Here is a 22,766-nt window from a genome sequence, read left to right as displayed (position 1 = left end):
CCTCACACAATGCCGGTGGCGTAGAAAGTACCGATCACCACGAACACCGCGAGGGTCTTGATGATCGTGATGCCGAAAATATCCTTGTAGGCTTCGCGGTGGGTCAGCCCGGTGACCGCCAACAGGGTAATGACCGCGCCGTTGTGCGGCAGGGTGTCCATGCCGCCGCTGGCCATGGCCGCGACCCGGTGCAGCACTTCCAGGGGGATATTGGCGGCATGGGCCGCGGAAATAAAGCTCTCGGACATGGCCGCCAGGGCGATGCTCATGCCGCCGGACGCCGAGCCGGTGATGCCGGCTAGCAGGGTCACGGTAATCGCTTCGTTGACCAGCGGGTTGGGGATGCCCTTGAGCCAGTCCGCCAGCACCAGGAAGCCTGGCAACGAGGCGATGACCGCGCCGAAGCCGTATTCCGAAGCGGTGTTCATCGCCGCCAGCAGCGCGCCGCTGACCGCGCTTTTACTGCCTTCGGCCAGCTTGCTCTTGATCGCCTGGAAGCCGAACACCAGGACCATGATGATCCCCACCAGCAAGGCCGCCTGCACCGCCCAGATCGCGGTGAGCTTGGCGATTTCGGTGGTCACCGGTGCGCTCATGCCCGGCAGGGCGAGGCTGTGGGTCTTGCCGTACCACTGCGGGATCCAGTGGGTGAACAGCAGGTTCATCACCCCCACCAGAATCAGCGGCGACAGGGCGATCCACGGGTTGGGCAGGCTCAGGTCTTCGGCGGTTTCCGGCTCGTTGCGCAAGTCGGTGCCATAGCCTTCACCGGCACGCTGGGCCTTGTTGCGCTGGCGCGCCAGGTACAGCATGCCGGCGCAGAACACAAAGATCGTACCGATCACGCCCAGCCAGGGCGCAGCCCAGGCGGTGGTGTTGAAGAAGGTGCTGGGGATGATGTTCTGAATCTGCGGCGTGCCGGGCAGGGCGTCCATGGTGAACGAGAACGCGCCCAGGGCAATGGTCGCCGGGATCAGACGCTTGGGGATATTGCTCTGGCGGAACATCTCGGCGGCGAACGGGTACACCGCAAACACCACCACAAACAGCGACACGCCGCCGTAGGTCAGCAAGGCACACACCAGCACGATCACCAGCATCGCCTGGCGGGTGCCGAGCAAGCGGATGGCGGCCGCGACAATCGAGCGCGAAAAGCCCGACAGCTCGATCAGCTTGCCGAACACCGCGCCGAGCAGGAATACCGGGAAATACAGTTTGATAAAGCCGACCATTTTTTCCATGAACACCCCGGTAAAGGCTGGGGCGACGGCGGAAGGGTCAGTGAGCAACACCGCGCCGAGGGCGGCGATAGGGGCAAACAGGATGACGCTATAGCCACGGTAGGCAGCCAGCATCAGCAGCGCGAGCGCCGCCAGGGCAATGATCACACTCATGGTGTGTCTCCATCGGATTGTTATTGTTGTGGGGTGTAGCTGTAGGAAGGGGCTATAGCGGGAAGCGTGCCAAGTTTGTAACTTATTGATATGTATGGATATTTATAATTACTGTACTGTGATTTTCATGCTGAGTCTCTATTTCAAGACAGATGAAATTCCAATGTGGGAACGGGCTTGCTCGCGAAGGCGCTGTGTCAGGCAATGATTTTGTTGCTGATAGACCGCATTCGCGGGCAAGCCCGCTCCCACATGGAGGTGTCTTTTTAATGAGATTTTTGTCTCTTTACTGAGATTGCTCGATGCCCAGCGCCACCATCTTCTTGTACAGCGTCGAGCGCCCGAGCCCCAATTGCTTGGCGGCCTCGATCACATTGCCCCCGCATTGGCGCAACGCCGCACCAATCAACTGCCGATCAAACCGCTCCCGCGCCACGCTGAAGGTTTCGACCTCTACGGGCGCCACAGCGCTACGCTCCACCGGGCTGAAGGTGCCGATCGCCGCACGAATCTCCTGCGCATCCAACACCAGGTCATCACTGAGCAACGCGGCGCGCTCCAGTACGTTGCGCAGCTCGCGGATATTCCCTGGCCAGGCATGCTGGGCCAGCAGTGCCAGGGCTTCGCGGTCCAGTTCATGCTGGCTGCGCAGTTCTTCGAGGATTGCTTCACTCAACGCCGGGATATCGTCCAGGCGTTCGCGCAGGGGCGGGACCTGGATCGGCAACACGTTGAGGCGGTAATACAAGTCGGCGCGAAACTCGCCACGCTTGATCGCCGCTTCCAGGTCGGTGGAGGTCGCGGCAATCACCCGCACGTCGCTGTGGATCATCTCGTTGGAGCCCACCGGCTCAAATTCTTTCTCCTGCAGCACCCGCAGCAGTTTGCTTTGCAGGGGCAATGGCATGTCGCCGATTTCATCGAGGAACAACGTCCCGCCCTGGGCGATTTGCAATTTGCCGGGGCGGCCCTTGCGGTCGGCGCCGGTGAAGGCGCCGGGCGCGGTGCCGAAGAACTCGGCTTCCAGAAGGTCATGGGGGATGGCGGCGCTGTTGATGCTGACAAACGCTTTATTGGCTCGGGGTGACGCACCATGGATGGCCTGGGCCAGCAGCTCCTTGCCGGTGCCGGTCTCGCCCAGCAGCAACACCGGCGACTCGGCACTCGCGCTGCGCCGCGCCCGGCGCTTGACCTCGAGGCTGGCAGCGCTGGTGCCGATAAAGTGTGCGAAGTTGTACTTGCTCTGGCGTGAACGCAGCAGCGAGCGGGTCGAAGCCAGTTCCTGTTGCATGCTCAGGTAGCGCTCGATCATCGGCGAGAGGTTGCGCAACTCATCGAACAGGGCAAAGCCGATGGCGCCGATGACCTTGCCGGCATCGTCGTGGATCGGCAGGCGCATCACCACCAACGGGCCTTTGGGCGTGTCCTGGATATCCAGGAGGATCGGCTGGTCACTGCGCACCACCTGGCGTAACAGGCTGTTGGAGATCACCTGCTCGCAAGGTTGGCCGATGGCCTGGTCGGCGCTTTTCAGGCCGAAGCGCTTGGCATAGCGTTCGTTCATCCACACGATGTTGGCGTCGCGGTCGACAATCACCGTGCCTTCGCTGGACTGCTCGATGATCTCGAACAGGGACTGGATCGCCAGGCCGCGAACGTGCGGGTAGTCCTTGAGGCTTTCGGTGGTGTTCATGGTCGGGGCGCCAAAAATAAAGGATGATTTCAATGGTAGGAGCCGGCTCCTACAGGGGAGCGTGCGCGGCAGCAAGCAGCTCTTGAGTGTAGGGGTGCTGTGGCGCGGCAAAGACGTCAGCGCATGGCCCGCGCTCAACCACCTGGCCATCCTTGATCACGATCATATCGTGGGCCATGGCCCGTACCACGGCCAGGTCATGGCTGATAAACAGGTAGGTCAGGGCGTATTTTTCCTGCAGTTCACGCAGCAGCGCCACCACTTGTTTTTGCACGGTGCGGTCCAGGGCCGAAGTCGGCTCGTCCAGCAGCATCAAGGCCGGGCGCAGCACCAGGGCGCGGGCGATGGCGATGCGTTGGCGCTGGCCGCCGGAAAATTCGTGGGGGTAGCGGTGACGGCTGGCCGGGTCGAGCCCCACATCCTGCAGCACTTTGATCACCTGGGCGTCACGCTCCTGTGGGCTGCATGGCGCGTGTACTTCCAGGCCTTCGCTGATGATCTGCTGCACCGACATGCGCGGGCTGAGGCTGCCGTAGGGGTCCTGGAATACCACCTGCATCTGCTTGCGCCACGGGCGCATCTGTTTCTGGCTGAGGCTGTCGAGGGCCTCGCCCTGGAAGCGGATGCTGCCGCTGGAGTCGAGCAGACGCAGGATCGCCTGGCCCAGGGTGGACTTGCCGGAGCCGGACTCGCCGACGATTCCCAGGGTCTTGCCCCGTTGTAGGTCCAGGCTGATGCCGTCCACCGCCTGCAGGTACTGCTTGCGCCGGAACAGCCCGCCACCGATGGGGAAGCGCACACTCAGGCCGGCGACCTGCAACACCGTCTCGCGCTGATCCTGGCACAGCGCGGTACCGACCGGTTCGGCATCCAGCAGCAGGCGGCTGTAGGGATGTTGCGGGGCATTGAACAGGGTTTGGCAGTCGGCCTGCTCGACAATTTCCCCGGCCTGCATCACGCACACGCGCTGGGCAATGCTGCGCACCAGGTTGAGGTCGTGGCTGATCAGCAGCAGCGACATGCCCAGGCGTTGCTGCAAGGATTTGAGCAGCAGCAGAATCTTGCGCTGCACCGTCACATCCAGGGCGGTGGTAGGCTCATCGGCGATCAGCAGTTCCGGTTCGCAGGCCAGGGCCATGGCAATCATCACCCGCTGGCGCTGGCCACCCGACAACTGGTGGGGGTAGGACTTGAGGCGTTCCTGGGGGTTGCGGATGCCCACCAGGTCCAGCAGTTCGAGGATGCGTGCCTGCGCCGCCTTGCCGCCCAGGCCCTTGTGCAGCAGCAGGGTTTCGCCGATCTGCTTTTCGATGCTGTGCAAGGGGTTAAGGGAGGTCATCGGCTCCTGGAAGATCATCGCGATGCGGTTGCCGCGCAGCTTTTGCAGGGTGCCGGCCTCGGCGCCAATCAGCTCCTGGCCGCGATAGCGCACCGACCCTGTGGTAACGGTGCCGGCCAGGGGTAGCAGTTGCAGGATCGAATGGGCGGTCACCGACTTGCCCGAGCCCGACTCGCCCACCAGTGCCAGGCACTCGCCGGCGCGCACATCCAGGCTCAGGTTGCGCACCACGGTCTGGCCGCTGAAGGCGACGCACAGGTCGCGGATCTCGATCAGGTTGTCAGTCATGGATGCATCGCCCTTCATGATCGTGGGTCGAAGGCGTCACGCAGCGCCTCGCCGATAAATACCAGCAGCGACAGAATCAGCGCCAGGGTGAAAAAGGCCGTGAGCCCGAGCCACGGTGCTTGCAGGTTCTGCTTGCCCTGGGCGATCAACTCACCGAGGGACGCGCTCCCCGCCGGCATGCCGAAGCCGAGAAAGTCCAGGGCGCTGAGGGTGGAAATCGCCCCGGTCAGGATAAAAGGCAGATAGCTCAGGGTGGCGGTCATCGCGTTCGGCAGGATGTGCCGGCGAATGATCTTGGCGTCGCCCAGGCCCAGGGCGCGTGCGGCTTTCACGTACTCCAGGTTGCGCCCGCGCAGGAACTCGGCACGCACCACATCCACCAGGGCCAGCCAGGAAAACAGCGCCATGATCCCCAGCAGCCACCAGAAGTTCGGCTCGACAAACCCCGAGAGGATGATCAGCAGGTACAGGACCGGCAGCCCCGACCACACTTCAAGGATGCGCTGGCCGAGCAGGTCGACCCAGCCGCCGTAATAGCCCTGCAAGGCGCCGGCGGCAATGCCGATGACGGCGCTGATCAGGGTCAGGCCGAGGGCGAACAGGATCGACACTCGCGCGCCGAAGATCACCCGCGCCAGCACATCGCGGGACTGGTCGTCGGTGCCCAGCCAGTTCACCGTGGACGGCGGGCTGGGGGCCGGGCGGGTCAGCTCGTAGTTGGGTGTGTCGTCGCTGAAGGGTATCGGCGGGAACAGCATCCAGCCGCCGTCTTGCTTGATCAGTTGCTGCACGTAGTCACTGCGGTAGTCGGCCTGGAATGGCAGTTGCCCGCCGAACTGCTGCTCGGTGTAGCGCTTGAACACCGGGAAATACAACTGGTCCTGATAGCTGAGCACCAGGGGTTTGTCGTTGGCGATCAACTCGCCGCCCAGGGTCAGGATAAACAGGCCGATAAACAGCCACAGCGACCACCAGCCCCGGCGGTTTTGCTTGAAACGTTCGAAGCGGCGACGGGCTACAGGAGACAGATTGAGCATCAGGCGTTCCTCGCGGCGAAGTCGATACGCGGGTCCACCAGGGTGTAGCAGAGGTCGCCGATCAGTTTTATCAGCAGGCCAAACAGGGTGAAGATAAACAGCGAACCAAACACCACCGGATAGTCCCGCGACACCGCGGCTTCGTAGCTCATGCGGCCCAGACCGTCGAGGGAGAAGATCACCTCGATCAGCAGCGAGCCGGCGAAGAACACACTGATAAACGCCTGGGGGATCCCGGAGATCACCAGCAGCATGGCGTTGCGAAACACATGGCCGTAGAGCACGCGCCGCTCGCTCAGGCCTTTGGCGCGTGCCGTGACCACGTACTGACGCGTGATTTCATTGAGGAACGAGTTTTTGGTGAGGATGGTCAAGGTGGCGAATCCACCGATCACCAGGGCGCTGACCGGCAGCACCAGGTGCCAGAAGTAATCGGCGATCTTGCCCAGGGTGCTCAGTTGCTCGAAGTTCTCCGACACCAGGCCGCGCACCGGGAACCAGTTCAAGGTGCTGCCGCCGGCAAAGACCACGATCAAAAACATCGCAAACAGGAAGGCCGGCATCGCGTAGCCAATGACGATGGCGGTGCTGCTCCATACATCGAAACTGCTGCCGTGGCGCACCGCCTTGCGGATCCCCAGGGGGATCGACACCAGGTAGGTGATCAGGGTTGCCCAGAGGCCGAGGGAAAGGGTCACCGGCAACTTTTCCAGGATCAGGTCGATCACCGTGGCGCCGCGAAAGAAGCTGTTGCCGAAATCCAGCTGGGCGTAGTTCTTGAGCATCAGCCACAGGCGTTCGGGGGCGGATTTGTCGAAGCCGTATTGTTTTTCGATGTCCTTGATCAGCTTGGGGTCAAGGCCGCGACTGGCGCGGGAGCCACTGCTGACGCCGTCGCCGGCCGAGCCGCCGACGCCCCCGCCGCCAATCCCCTGCAAGTGGGCGATGGCTTGCTCCACCGGCCCGCCGGGCGCGGCCTGGACGATCACAAAGTTCACCAGCAGGATAATCACCAGGGTCGGGATGATCAGCAGCAGGCGCCGCACGATATAGGCAAACATCAGTGGGCACCTCGCAGCTTGCTCAGTTCGGCTTTCATCTGCTCATTGGTCAGTGGCGTGGGGCTGACTTCCCACCACGATTCCAGTGCCTCGTCGTTGCTGGCCTCGATGGCCGGGCGACCGAAGCGGTTCCACCACGCCGCCGAGGTGCCGGGCGGGTAGTAATTGGGGATCCAGTAGTAATTCCATTGCAGCACCCGGTCCAGGGCATGGGCGTAGCTGAGCATCTGTGCCTGGGTGGTGGCGCGTACCAGGCCGGTGACCAGGGTATCGACCGCCGGGTTTTGCAGGACGATGTAGTTGTTGCTGCCCGGGTCGAACGCCGAAGACGAACCGAAGTAGTTGTACAGCTCCATACCCGGCGAGGTGGTGACCGGGAAGCCGGTGACGATCATGTCGTAGTCCCGGGTCATCAGGCGGTTGACGTACTGGGACGAGTCGATGCGCCGGATGTTGAGGGTGATGCCGATCTGCGCCAGGTTGCGTTTATAGGGCAGCAGCAGGCGTTCCAGGCCGTTTTGCACATTGAGGAAGGTGAACTCCAGGGGCTCGCCGGCGGCATTCACCAGTTTGTCGCCCTTGGGCGTCCAGCCGGCGTCTTCCAGCAGGGCCAGGGCTTGTAGCTGCTTGTCGCGGATCATGCCGCTGCCGTCGGTGGTCGGCGCCTTGAACACCTGGGTAAAGACTTCGTCGGGGATCTGCCCGCGCAGGGGTTCGAGAATCGCCAGCTCCTGGGCGTCGGGCAATTGAGTGGCGGCCAGCGGGCTGTTGGAAAAGTAGCTTTGCTGGCGGATATACAGATTGCGCATCATCTGCCGGTTGGCCCACTCGAAATCCCAGAGCATGGCCAGGGCCTGGCGCACGCGGCGGTCCTGGAACATCGGTTTTTGCACATTGAACACATAGCCCTGGGCCGTTTGTGGGGCGTGTTTGGCCAGGTGCGCGCGTTGCAGGCGGCCATCGTCCAGGGCCGGGCCGTTGTAGCCGATGGAATAGCCGGTGGCGGAGAACTCGCGATTGAAGTCGTAGGCACCGCCGCGCAGGACCTGGCGCGCGACTTCGGTATCGCCAAAGTACTCCAGGCTCAGGCGGTCGAAGTTGTACAGGCCGCGGCTGACGGGCAAGTCCTTGCCCCACCAGTCGGGATCGCGCTGGAAGGTGATGGTACTGCCGGCATTGATTTTGCTGACCTTGTACGGGCCGCTGCCCAGAGGCGCTTCATAGCCGCCACCATTGGCAAAGTCGCGGCTCTTCCACCAATGCTCGGGGAACACCGGCAGGGTCGCGAGATCCAGGGGTAGGGTGCGGTTTTCATTGCTGGCGAAGTCAAAGCGCACTTGCAGCGGGCCTTCGACCTCGACGTGCTTGACGTCGGCAAACAGTGTGCGAAAGCGCAGGCTGCCCTGGGTCATCAGCAGGTTGAAGCTGTAGCGCACATCTTCTGCGGTGATCGGCTTGCCGTCGGCAAAACGTGCCTTGGGGTTGAGGAAAAATCGCAGGTACAGGCCGTCCTCGGCGCGCTCCATCTTTTGCGCGACCAGGCCGTAGACGGTATAGGGCTCATCCAGTGAGCGGTAGGCCAGGGGCGAATACACCCAGCCGTCCAACTGGCTGACGCCGATGCCTTTGTCGATATACGGCAGCACATGGTCGAAGCGGCCGACCTCGAGGGCCGAGCGCTTGAGGCTGCCGCCCTTGGGGGCGTCGGGGTTTACATAGTCAAAATGGCTGAAGCCGGCAGGGTACTTGGCAGGCTCGCCGTAGACGGTCAATGCATGTTGCGGGGCTGCGAACGAGGCGGTACTCGCCAGCAGCAGGGCCAGGGTAGAGCCAACGAACGTGAGGAAGTCCAGTCGCATTATCAGCCTTGAGCACCGGGTGAAGAAGGAAGGGGACTTGTACCCTAACCGTGCGCGGGTCGCCAGTCACCTGGCGACCCCGCAAACACAACGGCCCACCAAAAGGCGGGCCGTTGAGTGCTGCGAAGACGTGGATCAGTCCTGGCGGCTGGTCACTTCCAGCAGGTGATAACCGAACTGGGTTTTCACTGGGCCTTGCACGGTATTGACCGGTGCGCTGAATACGACCGCGTCGAATTCCTTGACCATCTGGCCAGGACCGAACGAACCCAGGTTGCCGCCGTCGCGGCTCGATGGGCAGCTGGAGTTGGCTTTGGCGACTACTGCGAAATCAGCGCCGCCTTCGATCTGGGCTTTCAGTTCGTTGCACTTGTCTTCGGTGGCAACCAGGATGTGACGGGCGGTGGCTTTGGCCATGGTGGGTAACTCCTTGAATAAAAAAGGTGAGCGTACCGGATTCAGGCGGTTATTTCCCGGCAAAGTTCCACTGATTTACATCAGGCTCGATCGCGCAGACGTGCGGCTGCTTCACGCAGCAACTGCTCAGTCCCGTCCCAACCCAGGCAGCCGTCGGTCACCGAGACGCCGTAGCGCATCGACGGGCTGAGCGGCTGGCAGCCTTCGAACAAATGACTCTCCAGCATCATGCCGATCAGCGAGGTGTCGCCCTGCAAGCGTTGCTCCAGCACGTCATTGAATACCGCCGGTTGGCGCATCGGGTCCTTGCCGCTGTTGGCGTGGCTGCAATCGACCATGATCCGCGTGGCCACTTTGCTTTTGGCCAGGTCGGTCTTGACCTGGGCCACGCTCTGGCGATCGTAGTTCGGGCCACGGTGGCCGCCGCGCAACACCAGGTGGGTGTCGGCGTTGCCCGGGGTCTGGATGATCGCCGGATGGCCCTGGCTGTCGACGCCGAAGTGGCGGTGCGGGTGGGCCGCCGAACGCATGGCGTCACAGGCGATGGCTACGCCGCCGTCGGTACCGTTCTTGAAGCCGACGGGCATGCCCAGGCCGCTGGCCATTTCCCGGTGGATCTGCGATTCGGTGGTGCGGGCGCCAATGGCCACCCAACTGAGCACATCGTCGAAGTAGCCGGCGGCCATCGGTTGCAACAGTTCGGTGGCGACCGGCAGGCCCAGGCGCAGCATTTCGCGCATCAGTTCCCGCGACAGCGTGAGGCCGGCGGCCATGTCATCGCTGCCATCCAGGTGCGGGTCGTAGGCCAGGCCTTTCCAGCCGATGGTGGTGCGCGGTTTTTCGACGTAGGCGCGGATCACCAGCAGCATCTGGTCACTGACGTCATTGGCCAGCTTCTTCAGATTGCGCGCGTATTCCATGGCGGATTCGGGATCATGGATCGAGCAGGGGCCGACGATGACGAGCAGGCGGGAGTCTTGACCATTGAGAATCGCGCGGATGGCCTGGCGATGAGCGTTGACTTGCTCGGTCAGGAACGGGCTCAGGGGCAATTGGTGCTTGAGCTCAAGGGCGCTGGGCAAACGCTGGGTCAGCGCTTCATTGGCGCTGGACAGGGTGGTAACGGGCAGTGCGGCGATAGAGGAGTTCATGATTTGTGCTTCCTGGGCAAGCGGCGGGCTGTTCCCGCGCGCTCTGCCCTACTGGGGTGTTCGACAATTGGCCGTATTGGCTGCGTGTGTTGGCTTGCCACCAATAGGTGACCGATCGGAGGCGGCAGGCTGTCCCGAACGGAGCTTGCTAAATCGCCAGGCGGTGCAGGTGTCGTAACGGTAATAAGTGGTGAAGTTCATGGTGTGATTTCCTTTAAGTTCGGTGTGTAGCAAAAATTGTTCAGGGCTGGAAAAACAAAACCCCCGGTCGGGGAGCCGACCGGGGGTTAGATTTCTCTGGCAGGCGACCCCTTGAGTAGTGGGCGCCGATTTCAGGTATCAGGCGCGCCAGTGGCTAAACCAATACCCAAAATAAAAGCTGACCAGTGCGCTCAAACCGTTCACGCGGGTAGCCACGACCGAACGCTGGGCGTTGGCAGTAGGGCAGGCCTGGGTGAGAGTGAGTGGCAACATGGTGTTTCTCCAAATGATGGGGTGGAGCTTAACTGAGGGATGCCGCTGGATTCAATCAGTAATTTCTATCGCGATGAGCGACTTAGCGCTATGGCGCAAGTCCCGATATGCTGGATGGATAGTCCCAATGATTGCCAGGATGCGAGCATGACCGCTTTGATTATTGCCAGTGCCCAGACCTGTTCCATTGCTGGCGACCTGGCGGCCAATATCCAGCGTCACCTGGCGTTGATGGTTGCGGCCGCCGAGCACGGCGTACAACTGCTGGTGTTTGCGGAGTTGTCCCTGACCGGTTACGAGCCCGCGCTGGCGCAGGAGCTGGCGATTGCGCCGGACGATACGGTGCTTGCGCCCCTGCGAGAGCTGGCGCGTGAGCTGCAGATGACGGTGGTGGTGGGCATGCCGATTCGCTTGGCGTCGAGCAGCGGGGTGTTGATTGGAGCGCTGGTGTTGGCGGCGGATGGCTCATTGGCGGTGTACAGCAAGCAGCATCTGCACCCCGGTGAAGACGCGGCATTTGTGCCGGGCTCGGGTGGCAAGGCGTTGGTGTGGGGCGAGGACCGGATTGCCCTGGCGGTTTGCGCTGACTTTTCCCACGCCAGCCATCCGCGTGATGCGGCGGCGCTTGGGGCTACAGTCTATGCAGCGGGTGTATTGATCAGCGAGGGCGGTTACGCCGCAGATAGTGCGTTGCTTCAGGGGTACGCCAGCGAACACTCGATGGTGGTGCTGATGGCCAATCATGGCGGGCCGTCCGGTGGCTGGGCGTGTGCCGGGCGCAGTGCTATCTGGGGGCCTGATGGCGAGTTGATTGCGACTGCGCCGGGGGTGGGCGACGCCTTGGTAATAGCCCGCAGGGAGGCTGGCAATTGGAGTGGTTGGCAGGTCGTTCTGTAACGCAATGGAGCACGCCGCGATGGCATTCACCCTCAAGGCCGCATCGGATCAGCACTTGGCCTTTGCACGCAGCCTGACTCATCAGGCGATGGGCCATTACTATCGGCAGTACGATCTGACATGGTCCGACAAAGGCTTCGACACCGCCTGGGCCGGGCGGGAAAACTGGTTGATTTGCCAAGAGGACAAGTTGGTGGGGTTCGTCAGTCTGAGCCGGGATGACAACGCGCTGTATATTCGCGAGCTGCACATGCTCGAGGATTTTCGCCGCCAGGGCGCGGGCAGTTGGGTGCTGGAGCAGATGTTCGCCAAGGCTCGGGCCGAAAGCCGGGGTTATTTGCGATTGACGGTGTTCAAGACCAATCCGGCCAAAAGGCTGTATCAGCGCCAGGGCCTGAGTATTGTCGGTGAGGAGGGCTGTTTCTGGCGGATGGAGTCTGTTTGTCTGTCAGCGCAGTTGTCCCGGTAAACCTCGCGCTCAACTTGAATCGGTGCATACTGCTCTTTAGGAGCCGATCTCCTGATCATTGCACAGGCTTTGCGCCTCGTTAAGGATGATCCCCTCTTTCATGCCCAGAAGGACCGCCACCTTATGGGCTTCTCCACGCCGCCCCTTTTTGCGCCCAGCGAGCACTTGATAGGTGGTCGCCGGGTCCACGCCATGTTCCCTGGCGAATGCCTGAACCGATTTGCCTTGATGTTCCAGCCAGGCTTTGGCTTGTGCAGCAGTACGGATTCCGGGCATAGTTCAAAACCGTTCAAGTTTGTGCAAAACGAGATGACGTCGTCACCTCTTGGGGTGTGCCATAAAGGATATTACATCCAAATGAGTGGAATAGGTTCGCGCTTAAGGCAAGAAAGAGAGCGACTTGGCTTGTCGCAAAAGGTTTTTGGTGAAATAGGAGGTGTGGAGGCTAACGCGCAGGGGAAATACGAAAGCGGTGGGCGCGCGCCGAAGGCCGATTACCTATCCCGCGTGGCAGAGAAAGGTGTCGATATTCTGTTTGTTTTGACAGGTAGCCCGACGCCTGTCCACTTGGACAACCTGAGCCAGATCGAAGAAAAGGTCTTGGGTAACTACCGTGCGATGTTTAAAGAGGACCAGGATGCAATCCGTAGACTGACCAACACCTTGGCAGAGCATTCCTCAGTGGCGAGTGGAAAACCCCGGTCGATCCTCAAGGAATCCTGACCTTTTGCCCAGGAAACACCCCCGCCTGCCGTTCGGCAGGCGTTCGTAGTGTATTGAAACTCTATATATATGACGCGTTCAGCTAGGTCTGTGCCTTGGTTTTTTGCTAAGGTGTTCAGCAACCTATAAGACCATTTCGCGAGGTGTCTGCTTGATTAGGGTGCTAGTAGTCGATGACCATGATCTCGTTCGTACAGGCATTACACGAATGCTGGCTGACATCGATGGCCTGCAAGTAGTCGGTCAGGCCGAGTCGGGGGAGGAATCCCTGATCAAAGCGCGTGAATTGAAACCCGATGTGGTCTTGATGGACGTCAAGATGCCGGGGATTGGTGGTCTTGGTGCGACCTGCAAACTGTTGCGCAGTCATCCGGACATCAAGGTCGTGGTTGTTACGGTCTGCGAAGAAGACCCTTTTCCTACCCGGCTTCTGCAAGCTGGCGCAGCAGGTTATCTGACAAAAGGCGCAGGGCTCGCGGAAATGGTCCAGGCTATCCGCCTGGTATTTGCCGGCCAGCGCTACATCAGTCCGCAGATTGCCCAGCAATTGGCGATCAAGTCGTTTCAGCCAGTCAGCGACTCGCCGTTTGATGCCTTGTCCGAGCGCGAGATTCAGATCGCCCTGATGATCGTCGGCTGCCAGAAGGTTCAGTCGATTTCCGACAAGCTTTGCCTGTCGCCAAAAACCGTGAACACCTACCGTTATCGAATTTTCGAGAAGCTATCCATCAGCAGTGATGTTGAACTGACCTTGCTCGCGGTTCGCCACGGCATGGTGGACGCCAGCGCCTGAAATGCAAGCCTCTGAAATAAACACCGTGTTTGATCCGAGTGCATTTCTTGCGACCTGCAGCGGCCGGCCTGGCGTGTATCGCATGTTCGACAGCGAGGCGCGCCTGCTGTACGTGGGCAAGGCCAAGAACCTCAAGAAGCGCCTGGCCAGCTACTTCCGCAAAACCGGCCTGGCGCCGAAGACGGCCGCTCTGGTGGGGCGTATCGCCCAGGTCGAAACCACCATCACGGCCAATGAAACCGAGGCGCTGCTGCTTGAGCAGACGCTGATCAAGGAATGGCGGCCGCCCTACAATATTCTGCTGCGTGACGATAAGTCCTACCCGTATGTGTTTCTGTCGGACGGTGACTTTCCGCGCCTGAGCATCCATCGCGGGGCGAAGAAGCACAAGGGCAAGTATTTTGGCCCTTACCCCAGCGCCGGGGCGATCCGCGAGAGCCTGAGCCTGCTGCAAAAGACCTTCTTCGTGCGCCAGTGCGAAGACAGCTTCTACAAGAACCGCACCCGCCCGTGCCTGCAATACCAGATCAAGCGTTGCAAGGCGCCCTGCGTCGGGCTGGTCGAGCCTCAGGAATATGCCGAAGACGTACGTCACTCGGTGATGTTCCTCGAAGGGCGCAGCAACGCCCTGGCCGACGAACTGTCCGGCGCCATGGAGCAGGCAGCCAGTGTCCTGGACTTCGAGCGGGCCGCCGAACTGCGTGACCAGGTGTCCCTGTTGCGACGGGTGCAGGACCAGCAGAGCATGGAAGGCGGTACCGGTGATGTCGACGTGATTGCGGCCTTCGTCAATCCGGGCGGGGCTTGTGTGCACCTGATCAGCGTGCGTGGTGGCCGGGTGCTGGGCAGCAAGAACTTCTTTCCCCAGACCGGGATCGAGGAGGAAGTGGCCGAGGTCATGGCCGCGTTTCTCGGCCAGTACTACGTCAGCAGCCCCGAGCGCGACTTGCCGGGTGAACTGATCGTCAACGTGGTTCACGAAGACTTCCCCGCATTGATTGACGCCATTCACGCCCTGCGCGGCCGCGAGCTGGACATCAGCCACCGCGTGCGCGGCACCCGTGCGCGCTGGCAGCAACTGGCGGTGACCAACGCCGAACAGGCCCTGAGCGCGCGCCTGGCCAACCGCCAGCATGTTGCCGCACGCTTTGAAGCGCTGGCCGACGTGCTCAAGCTTGACGAGCCACCGCAACGCCTGGAGTGCTACGACATCAGCCATTCCAGCGGCGAGGCGACCGTGGCGTCCTGCGTGGTCTTTGGCCCCGAAGGGCCGATCAAGTCCGATTATCGACGCTATAACATCGAAGGCGTCACCCCAGGCGATGACTATGCGGCCATGCACCAGGCCCTGACCCGGCGCTTCAGCAAATTGAAGGACGGCGAGGGCAAGCTGCCGGATATCCTGCTGGTGGACGGCGGCAAGGGCCAGTTATCCATGGCCCGTGACGTGCTCAACGAGCTGGCGGTGCCCGACCTGATCCTGCTCGGCGTGGCCAAGGGCACGACGCGCAAGGCCGGTTTCGAAACGTTGTACTTGAATGATGCGGCCCATGAGTTCACTTTGAAGGGCGATTCACCGGCATTGCACCTGATTCAGCAGATTCGCGATGAAGCCCACCGTTTTGCCATTACCGGTCACCGCGCCCGCCGTGGTAAAACCCGGCGTACCTCCACCCTGGAAGGGGTGGCGGGGGTAGGGCCAAAGCGGCGACGCGAACTGTTGAAACATTTTGGTGGATTGCAGGAATTGTCCCGTGCCAGCATTGAAGAAATAGCCAAAGCCCCCGGAATCAGTAAAAAGCTCGCTGAGTTGATTTATGCAAACCTACACAGCGAGTAGAATGCCTTCTCACCTCGTAGCCAGTTGTGCCGATGAATATCCCTAATCTGATCACCGTTCTACGCGTCCTGCTCATTCCGATTTTCATTTTGCTGTTTTACCTGCCTTATGATTGGAGCTACATGGCCTCCAGTTCGGTCTTTGCCTTCGCGGCCGCGACCGACTGGCTGGACGGCTACCTGGCACGACGCCTGGAGCAAAGCACGCCGTTTGGCGCGTTCCTCGACCCCGTGGCCGACAAGCTGATGGTTGCGGTGGCGCTGGTGCTGCTCGTGCAGGAGCACGGCAACCTGTGGCTGACCCTGCCGGCCGCCGTGATCATCGGTCGCGAGATCGTCGTCTCGGCCTTGCGCGAATGGATGGCCGAAATCGGCGCACGCGCCCACGTGGCCGTGTCCAACATGGGCAAATGGAAAACCGCTGCGCAGATGCTGGCGCTGGTCATCCTGCTGGCCAACCCGTCGAACTTCACCTTCTGGGTGCTGCTGGGTTATGCCTTGCTACTGATCGCCGCCGGCCTGACCCTGTGGTCCATGCTGCAATACCTGCGCGCCGCCTGGCCCCATCTGCGCACGACCGTGGAAAAGAAATAAAACTTTTTTGAATCAAGGGGTTGACGGCTGGTGAGGATTCTATAGAATGCGCATCACCAAGACGCGGGAATAGCTCAGTTGGTAGAGCACGACCTTGCCAAGGTCGGGGTCGCGAGTTCGAGTCTCGTTTCCCGCTCCAAACATAGCACTGCAGAGCTCCACTGAATTCTGCAAGTGATTGAAATAAGGACCTTCGGGTCCTTTTTTCGTTGCGGCGGGAATCACTGAAATCCAGCACCATCCGGTGCGAAGATCGAGTGAAATCACAGGCCGCCCCCGTTCTGGCTGCAGGATGGATGCCCTTATTCATCGAGTATCATCAGATCTGTTTGCCTCAGCCCTTGGGCGAATTGGTTTGCTTTCCTATGATTTATTCACGCCCGACAAGTTGAACGGATCCCCGTGGAAGAGAAGCGCACGCGTTTGTTATGCATCGTCATCCCGGCGTGGTCGACGGTCCATTGAACCCTTGAGTTCGGACACATGGGTTTACTGTTCTGGATTGAGATCGCTTGAACGAAGGCGGGTGGTCATTATGAATGAGAGGGGGCTTACTCAGCGCACAGATGGCCATGAGTGGGAGCGTTTTGCCTGAGGAAAGCAACAGGGGCGGGTTGGCCAGCACCGCCCACGACATTCTGGCCGGGCATGCCGCATTGATTGAAGCTTGTTGGTAAGCGTGCGGGTAGCACACCTTGCTTAGGTTCTTGCTTTCATCGCCTCAAGCTTCGATGTGACTCGGGTTGTCGTTGAGGTCAAATCGCTTCTGCATAAAAAACCGGTTGCATCCAACGACTGGGTAATCCTTAAGCTCTCCAAATATGCTGAAGCCGAGTCGCAGGTAAAAGTCCGGGGCTTGGAAAGAGAATGTATCCAGCCAGATACCTTGGCAGCCTTTTTTACGTGCCAGCTCTTGCGCCATGTTTATCAACTTCGTGCCCAATCCCTGCCCTCGGGCAGCTTCAGGTACGACCAGCAAATCAACGAATAACCACTGCCCAGAAATATTTGCGTAGAGCCCACCGTGCGTGGCTCCCAGGTCATCCTTGATTAAAATCGCAAGTTTTTCAGTGCCGATGAGCCCCGTTTTTGCTTGGTTATATTCGCGTAACGGAGCCAAAATTTCTTGGTAGTCGACCTCTTGAGGCGCTTCATTTATCTCTATCCTTAAGTCCACAGCGTTCTCCCTTGAGTACCTAGTGATCAAACGGATGCCCAACGATAGGGTCGCAGGTTTTCAGCGTCGTGCGAAATGCTGTTGGGGCGTTAGAAATGTGTGGTGGAAATAATTTCGAAATGCGTGCATCGCCGAGCTGAATTCGCGTTCGCGATGCCACGCCAGGCCGACGCTCATGGGGGTCACCTGATCGGAGATGGTCAGGGTTTCAATGCGCTTTCCTTCCAGCGACCAAGGGCGGTGTACCAGGTCTGAGAGGATCGCAACGCCGTTACCATTGGCTACCATGCTGCGCACCGCCTCGACGGAACTGGTGCGCACTTTGACGTCCGGCTGAAAGTTTGCGAGTTCCCAGTAACGCATTGCACTTTGTTCGGCTTCGTCGACGGTCAGGAGAATGTAGGGCTCTTGCGCCACATCGGCGAGGCTCACGGCCGAGCGCTCGCAAAGGGCATGGCCGCTGGGCAGCCATAGCCGGCGCTCGGAGTTGAAGAGCGTCTCCGAGACGATGTCCGGGTGGGTCAGGTTCGCGGTGAGCACCACTGCCATGTCGAATCGACCTTCCAACAGACCCTGCTCGATGGCCGTGCGTTCTTGTTCGTGCACTTCGATGGCCACGTCCGGATGCCAATGCTCAAGCCGTTGCAGGTGGTGCGGCAAGAAGTAACCGATCACCGTGTAGCTTGCCGCCAAGCGCAATACACCACTGGCGCGGATGTCCGGCAACGGGCTGTTCAACGCATCATCGACGCTGCGCAAAATCACGTAGGCCCGATTCAAAAAGTGCCGCCCGGCGTCGGTCAGGCTCATGCCCTGGGCCGAGCGCTGGAACAACAGTGTACCGAGGATGCCTTCCAGCTCCTTGATCGCCGTGGTCACGGCCGATTGGGAAATATTTAACTGAATCGCCGCTTGAGAAATTTGCCCGATCTCGGCGGTGGCGACGAAATAGCGGATCTGGCGCAGGGTCAGTGACATAGGCTCTCCTGGTGAGCGCGTATCTGTTTTTCAGAAGACAGCCTATCTGATAATAGATCTTCCCAAGGGGGAGAGGAGGAATCTAACGTGGCCTGCAAGAAGTCACAAGCGTTGGGAGCAAGCGTCATGCAGGCAGTAGATTTCAACTCGGACATGGGCGAAGGGTTTGGCCCTTGGACCATCGGCGATGGCGTCGACAATGAGCTGATGGGCTTTATCAGTTCGGCCAACATCGCCACCGGTTTTCATGCTGGCGACCCCAGTACCATGCGACGTACCGTCGAGCATGCCAAGCGTTTGGGGGTGGCTATCGGCGCGCATCCGGGGTTTCGCGACCTGGTTGGTTTTGGCCGTCGGCACATCAATGCGCCGGCCCAGGAACTGGTCGATGACATGCTCTATCAGTTAGGCGCCTTGCGTGAGCTAGCCAGGGTTCAGGGCGTAGCCTTGCAACACATCAAGCCCCACGGCGCGCTCTACATGCACCTGGCCCGGGACGAAGAGGCTGCGCTTTTGCTGGTGGAGAACCTCCAGCGTCTGGAGCCGGAGTTGCTGCTGTATTGCATGCCTGGTTCCGTGATCTGGCGGATTGCCACGGACCTTGGCCAACCGGTGATTCGCGAGTTCTACGCCGACCGCGAATACGACCTCAGCGGCTCCATCGTCTTCACCCGCAACGTGCGGGCTTACGACCCGATCCAGGTCGCCGAGCGAGTGCTGCGTGCTTGCCAACTGGGCGTGGTGCGCACCGTCGAGGGCGAGGACCTGGCGATTGAATTCGATTCCATCTGTTTGCACAGCGATACGCCGGGCGCCCTGGCGTTGGTCGAAGCAACGCGTCGTGCCCTTGATGACGCGTGTATAGAGGTCCGATCACCGCGCTGAGACCGAATAAAAATACTTGGCACACACACGTCTGGGTTTGCCCACCCAGGTACTTTTTTGCCTGCCTTTCTACAACTATTCCAAGAGGAACAGACATGGCCGAACACAGTGTAATCACCCCGTTGCCGGGGTCCTTCTACCGCAAAGCGACTCCGGAATCGGCGAACTACGTCGAAGTGGGCGCTCAGGTCAGCGCCGATACGGTGATTGGCCTGATCGAGGTCATGAAGCAGTTCTCCGAACTGACCGCCGGGACGGCCGGTCGTCTCAGCGCATTCCTGGTAGAAGACGGTGATCCGGTGGAGCCGGGTCAAGTCATCGCAACACTCGACGTCGAGTGAGGGCGCGATCATGACCCAAGGTATTCATAAATTACTGATCGCCAACCGTGGCGAGATCGCGGTGCGGATTATTCGTGCCGCCAAGGCGCTCGGGATTCCCACCGTGGCGGCGTGCAGCGAGGCGGACGTCGACTCCCAGGCGGCGCGCATGGCCGATGAAGTGCACATTCTCGGCCCGGCCCGTGCTGACAAAAGTTACCTGAACGTAGAAGCCTTGCTCGGTGCCTTGAAATCCACGGGCGCCGACGCAGTGCATCCCGGTTATGGTTTTCTGTCGGAGAACGCCGATTTCGCCGAAGCAGTCGTGTCTGCCGGTGCCATTTTCGTCGGCCCGAGCGCGGAGACGATCCGGCGCATGGGCGATAAAGCCGAGGCTCGGCGCACGGCGCAAGCCGCTGGCGTACCGGTGGTGCCGGGTTCGCCGGGTGAACTGTTCGACGTTGAATCGGCGCTCAAGGCTGCCGAATCCGTTGGTTTCCCGCTGCTGATCAAAGCTTCGGCCGGTGGCGGCGGGCGCGGTATTCGGCTGGCGGAAAATGCCGAGCAATTGAGTGAAGAGTTCCCCCGTTCCCAGCGCGAAGCCCAAGCGGCGTTCGGCAATGGAGCGGTGTACCTGGAGCGGTTTATCAGTAAGGCCCGGCATATTGAAGTGCAGGTACTGGGCGACGGTCATCACGCCGTGCATTTGTTCGAGCGCGAATGCTCGTTGCAACGGCGCCGGCAGAAAATCTTTGAGGAGGCGCCGTCGCCAGCCCTCAGCCAGCAGCAACGAGAGACCCTCTGCGAAAGCGCCGTGCGTCTGACCGAATCTTTGGGCTACAAGGGCGCCGGTACTCTGGAGTACCTGTATGACGACGCCACTGGGGAGTTCTTCTTTATCGAGATGAACACGCGGATTCAAGTGGAGCACCCGGTCAGTGAACTGATCACCGGCATCGACTTGGTCCAGGCCATGTTACGCATCGCGGGCGGCGAGCCGCTCGGCTTCAAGCAGAGCGACATCCGACTCAACGGCGCCGCCTTGCAAATGCGCCTGAACGCCGAAGACCCGGCGCGGGATTTCTTCCCGAGTCCAGGCCTGGTCGAGGAACTGATCTGGCCGAACGGCGAGGGCATTCGCGTCGATACGCATCTGTATCCAGGCTATCGCGTGCCGCCGTACTACGACTCGCTGCTGGCCAAACTGATTGTTCACGGCGCGGATCGCGCTGAAGCCCTAGGCCGAGCGCGAGTCGCGGTGGCAAACACCACGCTTACCGGCATGGCCAACACCTTGGCGTTGCACGGCGAATTGCTGGAACAACCCTGGTTGCACAACGCCGACTTTCACACGGGCACGCTGGAAACCTGGTTGGCCGAGCGCGGCAATGGAGGCGAATCATGAGTACTCCCGTCCGCTACAGCTTTGGCGCTGATGAACATTTGTTTGCCGAAGTCAGTGACAGCATGTCCTTGGACGCCTTCTTCAAAGGACTGGCCATCACCCGCGCCGTGGAACGGTTGGCTCTGGATGGTGTGCTCGATATCTGCCTGGCTAACGCATCATTCCAGATTCGTTTCGACCCGGATCGCATCGCCCCTCACACCTTGCTCGAAGCGGTACAAATCGCCGAGGCCGGGGCCGTCGCCGAACGCACGTTGCAGACGCGCATCATCGAGATCCCCGTGCTCTATAACGATCCCTGGACCCACGAAACCCTGATGCGTTTTCGCGACCGCCATCAAGACCCGAGCGCTACGGACCTGGAATACGCCGCACGCATCAACGGCCTGGCCGACGTCGATGCATTCATCGCGGCCCACAGTGGCGCACCGTGGTTTGTCTCGATGGTGGGCTTCGTTGCCGGGTTGCCGTTCATGTTCCAGATGGTTGAGCGTGAGCGCCAGTTGCAAGTGCCTAAATACCTGCGCCCGCGCACCGACACGCCAAAATTGACCCTTGGCCACGGGGGGTGCTTTGGATGCATTTATTCGGTGCGCGGCGCCGGCGGCTATCAGATGTTTGGCGTTACGCCCGCGCCGATCTACGACCCGCAACAGAACCTTGCGTACCTGAAAGAACACATGGTGTTTTTCCGTCCAGGCGACATTGTGCAGTTCAAACCGATGGACCGCGAAGCCTACGACCACGCGGTCGCCGAAGTGGAAGCCGGTTGCTTCGAGCTGCGGATTCGACCGGTCGAGTTTTCGCTGGACGCGTTCCTTGCCGATCCTGTCGGCTATCCCAAGTCGCTGCAGGAGGTATTGGCATGATCAAGGTCCTCAAACCCGGCCTCGCCACTTCTGTGCAGGACCTGGGCCGCGAAGGGTATTACCACTTGGGCATTCCGCCGTCCGGCGCTCTTGATCAATACGCCTTGAGCGTGGCCAATCAATTGGTCGGCAACTCCGCAGGAGCGGCGGCGCTGGAGTGCACCTTACTGGGCCCTGAGTTGGAGTTTCAGCAGGATGCACTGGTGGCGGTCAGTGGCGCGCACATGACGCCACGGGTCGATGGCGTGGAAATGCACCACGACACCGCGTTCACGGTGAAGGCCGGGCAAGTGCTGCGCTTTGACTTTCCCAAGGCCGGTGCCCGCACTTATGTGGCGGTGGCCGGCGGCATTGATGTGCCGGTGGTGCTCGGCAGTCGATCCACCTACGCGCTCGGTGCGCTCGGCGGTTTTCAAGGGCGACGGCTGATTGCGGGGGACGAATTGCCGGTCGCTATCGCCAGTGGCAAGGGGCTCGCCGGGGCCAGTTTGCCCATGGCGTTACGGCAAGCATTGGGGGGCGAAATCACCCTGCGGGTAGTGCCCGGTTTGTACTACCACCGTTTGACCGAATCGGCGGCGCAGAGCTTTTTCGCCGAACCGTGGACGGTCGGTTCGGAAGCGGACCGCATCGGCTATCGCTTCAAGGGTGGCAGCGCGCTGAGCTTTCAGCCCCGCGAGCAGCCATTCGGCGCCGGTTCCGATCCGTCGAACATCGTCGACAGTTGCTACCCGATCGGCTCGATCCAGGTGCCCGCAGGGCTTGAACCCATTGTGTTGCACCGTGATGCGGTGTCCGGTGGCGGCTACGCGATGATTGGCACAGTGATTAGCGCCGACCTCGATTTGATCGGCCAGATGCAACCCAACCAGAAAGCCCGCTTTGTTGCGGTGACCCTCGAAGAGGCGCTGGAAGCGCGACGATCTTATAAGAAAAAACTCAGCTGCCTGAGCAAGCTGTTCCCTTCCTGATCCTGCCTGAATCGCCCCGGATTCTCTAGACACCTTGCAAGCTCATTGCGTAACGTTTTTCAAACTCTACCGGTGACAGCTGATTGTTGAAACCATGGCGGCGTTTTGGGTTGTAGAACATCTCGATGTAATC

23 protein-coding genes and 1 tRNA gene are annotated in these 22,766 nt (G+C 60.6%); 12 read left to right on the top strand and 12 right to left on the bottom strand.

Annotated features, from left to right (window positions below):
• Nucleotides 1-2 precede the first annotated feature (2 nt).
• From HBR93_RS19510 to HBR93_RS19475, 8 genes are all read right to left on the bottom strand, one after another.
• Nucleotides 3-1,394: a GntP family permease gene (locus tag HBR93_RS19510; RefSeq protein ID WP_057959253.1), complete on the bottom strand. Its 1,392-nt coding sequence runs from the start codon at nucleotides 1,392-1,394 to the stop codon at nucleotides 3-5.
• A gap of 286 nt (nucleotides 1,395-1,680) precedes the next feature.
• Nucleotides 1,681-3,087, bottom strand: a complete 1,407-nt coding sequence (locus HBR93_RS19505; RefSeq protein WP_115128434.1) for a sigma 54-interacting transcriptional regulator — start codon at nucleotides 3,085-3,087, stop codon at nucleotides 1,681-1,683.
• Between the two features lie 49 nt (nucleotides 3,088-3,136).
• A complete protein-coding gene (locus HBR93_RS19500) occupies nucleotides 3,137-4,714 on the bottom strand; it encodes an ABC transporter ATP-binding protein (RefSeq protein WP_169960885.1) in 1,578 nt (525 codons plus the stop codon).
• 14 nt (nucleotides 4,715-4,728) lie between these two features.
• Nucleotides 4,729-5,751 (bottom strand): ABC transporter permease, encoded by a 1,023-nt coding sequence (locus tag HBR93_RS19495; protein WP_057959255.1) that lies wholly within the window; start codon nucleotides 5,749-5,751, stop codon nucleotides 4,729-4,731.
• On the bottom strand, nucleotides 5,751-6,812 hold the full coding sequence (locus tag HBR93_RS19490; RefSeq protein ID WP_057440862.1) for a microcin C ABC transporter permease YejB: 1,062 nt from the start codon (nucleotides 6,810-6,812) through the stop codon (nucleotides 5,751-5,753). The genes HBR93_RS19495 and HBR93_RS19490 overlap by 1 nt, the downstream gene beginning before the upstream one ends.
• Nucleotides 6,812-8,671, bottom strand: coding sequence for an extracellular solute-binding protein (locus tag HBR93_RS19485; protein ID WP_169960884.1), 1,860 nt, complete (start codon nucleotides 8,669-8,671; stop codon nucleotides 6,812-6,814). Before HBR93_RS19485 ends, HBR93_RS19490 begins: the two co-directional genes overlap by 1 nt.
• Before the next feature lie 135 nt (nucleotides 8,672-8,806).
• On the bottom strand, nucleotides 8,807-9,088 hold the full coding sequence (locus HBR93_RS19480; protein WP_057440868.1) for a peptidylprolyl isomerase: 282 nt from the start codon (nucleotides 9,086-9,088) through the stop codon (nucleotides 8,807-8,809).
• A gap of 80 nt (nucleotides 9,089-9,168) precedes the next feature.
• Nucleotides 9,169-10,239 carry a 3-deoxy-7-phosphoheptulonate synthase gene (locus HBR93_RS19475; RefSeq protein WP_169960883.1) on the bottom strand — a complete coding sequence of 357 codons (1,071 nt, stop codon included), beginning with the start codon at nucleotides 10,237-10,239 and terminating at the stop codon, nucleotides 9,169-9,171.
• A 621-nt stretch (nucleotides 10,240-10,860) separates the two neighbouring features.
• Between HBR93_RS19475 and HBR93_RS19470 the strand changes: the two genes are divergently transcribed.
• Together HBR93_RS19470 and HBR93_RS19465 are read left to right on the top strand one after the other, a co-directional pair.
• Nucleotides 10,861-11,610 carry a carbon-nitrogen hydrolase family protein gene (locus HBR93_RS19470; protein WP_169960882.1) on the top strand — a complete coding sequence of 250 codons (750 nt, stop codon included), beginning with the start codon at nucleotides 10,861-10,863 and terminating at the stop codon, nucleotides 11,608-11,610.
• Between the two features lie 19 nt (nucleotides 11,611-11,629).
• Nucleotides 11,630-12,079 (top strand): GNAT family N-acetyltransferase, encoded by a 450-nt coding sequence (locus HBR93_RS19465; RefSeq protein ID WP_169960881.1) that lies wholly within the window; start codon nucleotides 11,630-11,632, stop codon nucleotides 12,077-12,079.
• 36 nt (nucleotides 12,080-12,115) lie between these two features.
• On the opposite strand, the gene HBR93_RS19460 is transcribed toward HBR93_RS19465, so the two are convergent.
• Complete coding sequence (locus tag HBR93_RS19460) at nucleotides 12,116-12,355, bottom strand: DNA-binding protein (protein WP_057440874.1); 240 nt, start codon at nucleotides 12,353-12,355, stop codon at nucleotides 12,116-12,118.
• Between the two features lie 81 nt (nucleotides 12,356-12,436).
• On the opposite strand from HBR93_RS19460, the gene HBR93_RS19455 reads away from it, so the two are divergent.
• From HBR93_RS19455 to HBR93_RS19435, 5 genes are all read left to right on the top strand, one after another.
• The gene (locus HBR93_RS19455) at nucleotides 12,437-12,802 is read left to right on the top strand and encodes a helix-turn-helix transcriptional regulator (protein WP_115128428.1); all 366 of its coding nucleotides are present in this window, start codon (nucleotides 12,437-12,439) and stop codon (nucleotides 12,800-12,802) included.
• 151 nt (nucleotides 12,803-12,953) lie between these two features.
• On the top strand, nucleotides 12,954-13,595 hold the full coding sequence (uvrY, locus tag HBR93_RS19450; RefSeq protein WP_029293774.1) for a UvrY/SirA/GacA family response regulator transcription factor: 642 nt from the start codon (nucleotides 12,954-12,956) through the stop codon (nucleotides 13,593-13,595).
• Nucleotides 13,596-13,611: 16 nt separating this feature from the next.
• Complete coding sequence (gene uvrC, locus HBR93_RS19445) at nucleotides 13,612-15,435, top strand: excinuclease ABC subunit UvrC (RefSeq protein ID WP_120734438.1); 1,824 nt, start codon at nucleotides 13,612-13,614, stop codon at nucleotides 15,433-15,435.
• A 32-nt stretch (nucleotides 15,436-15,467) separates the two neighbouring features.
• A complete protein-coding gene (gene pgsA / locus HBR93_RS19440) occupies nucleotides 15,468-16,028 on the top strand; it encodes a CDP-diacylglycerol--glycerol-3-phosphate 3-phosphatidyltransferase (protein ID WP_115128427.1) in 561 nt (186 codons plus the stop codon).
• Between the two features lie 63 nt (nucleotides 16,029-16,091).
• A tRNA-Gly gene (locus tag HBR93_RS19435) sits at nucleotides 16,092-16,167 on the top strand.
• A gap of 582 nt (nucleotides 16,168-16,749) precedes the next feature.
• Here the strand turns inward: HBR93_RS19435 and HBR93_RS19430 are convergent.
• Both HBR93_RS19430 and HBR93_RS19425 read right to left on the bottom strand, forming a co-directional pair.
• On the bottom strand, nucleotides 16,750-17,205 hold the full coding sequence (locus tag HBR93_RS19430) for a GNAT family N-acetyltransferase (RefSeq protein ID WP_169960880.1): 456 nt from the start codon (nucleotides 17,203-17,205) through the stop codon (nucleotides 16,750-16,752).
• A 60-nt stretch (nucleotides 17,206-17,265) separates the two neighbouring features.
• On the bottom strand, nucleotides 17,266-18,183 hold the full coding sequence (locus tag HBR93_RS19425; protein ID WP_057440882.1) for a LysR family transcriptional regulator: 918 nt from the start codon (nucleotides 18,181-18,183) through the stop codon (nucleotides 17,266-17,268).
• A 126-nt stretch (nucleotides 18,184-18,309) separates the two neighbouring features.
• Here HBR93_RS19425 and HBR93_RS19420 point away from each other — a divergent pair, with 126 nt between their 5' ends.
• From HBR93_RS19420 to HBR93_RS19400, 5 genes are all read left to right on the top strand, one after another.
• Nucleotides 18,310-19,068, top strand: a complete 759-nt coding sequence (locus tag HBR93_RS19420) for a 5-oxoprolinase subunit PxpA (RefSeq protein WP_169960879.1) — start codon at nucleotides 18,310-18,312, stop codon at nucleotides 19,066-19,068.
• Nucleotides 19,069-19,163: 95 nt separating this feature from the next.
• Nucleotides 19,164-19,409 carry an acetyl-CoA carboxylase gene (locus HBR93_RS19415; protein WP_057440886.1) on the top strand — a complete coding sequence of 82 codons (246 nt, stop codon included), beginning with the start codon at nucleotides 19,164-19,166 and terminating at the stop codon, nucleotides 19,407-19,409.
• A 10-nt stretch (nucleotides 19,410-19,419) separates the two neighbouring features.
• Nucleotides 19,420-20,793: an acetyl-CoA carboxylase biotin carboxylase subunit gene (locus HBR93_RS19410; protein ID WP_169960878.1), complete on the top strand. Its 1,374-nt coding sequence runs from the start codon at nucleotides 19,420-19,422 to the stop codon at nucleotides 20,791-20,793.
• Complete coding sequence (locus HBR93_RS19405; RefSeq protein WP_120733391.1) at nucleotides 20,790-21,662, top strand: allophanate hydrolase subunit 1; 873 nt, start codon at nucleotides 20,790-20,792, stop codon at nucleotides 21,660-21,662. Before HBR93_RS19410 ends, HBR93_RS19405 begins: the two co-directional genes overlap by 4 nt.
• A complete protein-coding gene (locus HBR93_RS19400; protein WP_169960877.1) occupies nucleotides 21,659-22,633 on the top strand; it encodes a biotin-dependent carboxyltransferase family protein in 975 nt (324 codons plus the stop codon). The genes HBR93_RS19405 and HBR93_RS19400 overlap by 4 nt, the downstream gene beginning before the upstream one ends.
• A 25-nt stretch (nucleotides 22,634-22,658) precedes the next feature.
• Here the strand turns inward: HBR93_RS19400 and HBR93_RS19395 are convergent.
• Nucleotides 22,659-22,766 (bottom strand): IS3 family transposase (locus tag HBR93_RS19395; RefSeq protein WP_146047486.1); only part of this gene is annotated, 108 nt, incomplete at its 5' end.

This window comes from Pseudomonas sp. WS 5411, assembly GCF_012985595.1.
Classification (GTDB): domain Bacteria; phylum Pseudomonadota; class Gammaproteobacteria; order Pseudomonadales; family Pseudomonadaceae; genus Aquipseudomonas; species Aquipseudomonas shahriarae.
This window is presented reverse-complemented; position numbering and strand designations above follow the sequence as displayed.

Bases quoted from the DNA above. Each gene is read 5' to 3' on its own strand.
- HBR93_RS19495 (WP_057959255.1), bottom strand. From the start codon at position 5,751: ATGCTCAATCTGTCTCCTGTAGCCCGTCGCCGCTTCGAACGTTTCAAG.
- pgsA (WP_115128427.1), top strand. From the start codon at position 15,468: ATGAATATCCCTAATCTGATCACCGTTCTACGCGTCCTGCTCATTCCG.
- HBR93_RS19470 (WP_169960882.1), top strand. From the start codon at position 10,861: ATGACCGCTTTGATTATTGCCAGTGCCCAGACCTGTTCCATTGCTGGC.
- HBR93_RS19425 (WP_057440882.1), bottom strand. From the start codon at position 18,183: ATGTCACTGACCCTGCGCCAGATCCGCTATTTCGTCGCCACCGCCGAG.
- HBR93_RS19460 (WP_057440874.1), bottom strand. From the start codon at position 12,355: ATGCCCGGAATCCGTACTGCTGCACAAGCCAAAGCCTGGCTGGAACAT.
- HBR93_RS19500 (WP_169960885.1), bottom strand. From the start codon at position 4,714: ATGACTGACAACCTGATCGAGATCCGCGACCTGTGCGTCGCCTTCAGC.
- HBR93_RS19485 (WP_169960884.1), bottom strand. From the start codon at position 8,671: ATGCGACTGGACTTCCTCACGTTCGTTGGCTCTACCCTGGCCCTGCTG.
- HBR93_RS19465 (WP_169960881.1), top strand. From the start codon at position 11,630: ATGGCATTCACCCTCAAGGCCGCATCGGATCAGCACTTGGCCTTTGCA.
- HBR93_RS19480 (WP_057440868.1), bottom strand. From the start codon at position 9,088: ATGGCCAAAGCCACCGCCCGTCACATCCTGGTTGCCACCGAAGACAAG.
- HBR93_RS19510 (WP_057959253.1), bottom strand. From the start codon at position 1,394: ATGAGTGTGATCATTGCCCTGGCGGCGCTCGCGCTGCTGATGCTGGCT.
- HBR93_RS19405 (WP_120733391.1), top strand. From the start codon at position 20,790: ATGAGTACTCCCGTCCGCTACAGCTTTGGCGCTGATGAACATTTGTTT.
- HBR93_RS19400 (WP_169960877.1), top strand. From the start codon at position 21,659: ATGATCAAGGTCCTCAAACCCGGCCTCGCCACTTCTGTGCAGGACCTG.
- HBR93_RS19420 (WP_169960879.1), top strand. From the start codon at position 18,310: ATGCAGGCAGTAGATTTCAACTCGGACATGGGCGAAGGGTTTGGCCCT.
- HBR93_RS19415 (WP_057440886.1), top strand. From the start codon at position 19,164: ATGGCCGAACACAGTGTAATCACCCCGTTGCCGGGGTCCTTCTACCGC.
- HBR93_RS19455 (WP_115128428.1), top strand. From the start codon at position 12,437: ATGAGTGGAATAGGTTCGCGCTTAAGGCAAGAAAGAGAGCGACTTGGC.
- HBR93_RS19505 (WP_115128434.1), bottom strand. From the start codon at position 3,087: ATGAACACCACCGAAAGCCTCAAGGACTACCCGCACGTTCGCGGCCTG.
- HBR93_RS19490 (WP_057440862.1), bottom strand. From the start codon at position 6,812: ATGTTTGCCTATATCGTGCGGCGCCTGCTGCTGATCATCCCGACCCTG.
- HBR93_RS19475 (WP_169960883.1), bottom strand. From the start codon at position 10,239: ATGAACTCCTCTATCGCCGCACTGCCCGTTACCACCCTGTCCAGCGCC.
- HBR93_RS19410 (WP_169960878.1), top strand. From the start codon at position 19,420: ATGACCCAAGGTATTCATAAATTACTGATCGCCAACCGTGGCGAGATC.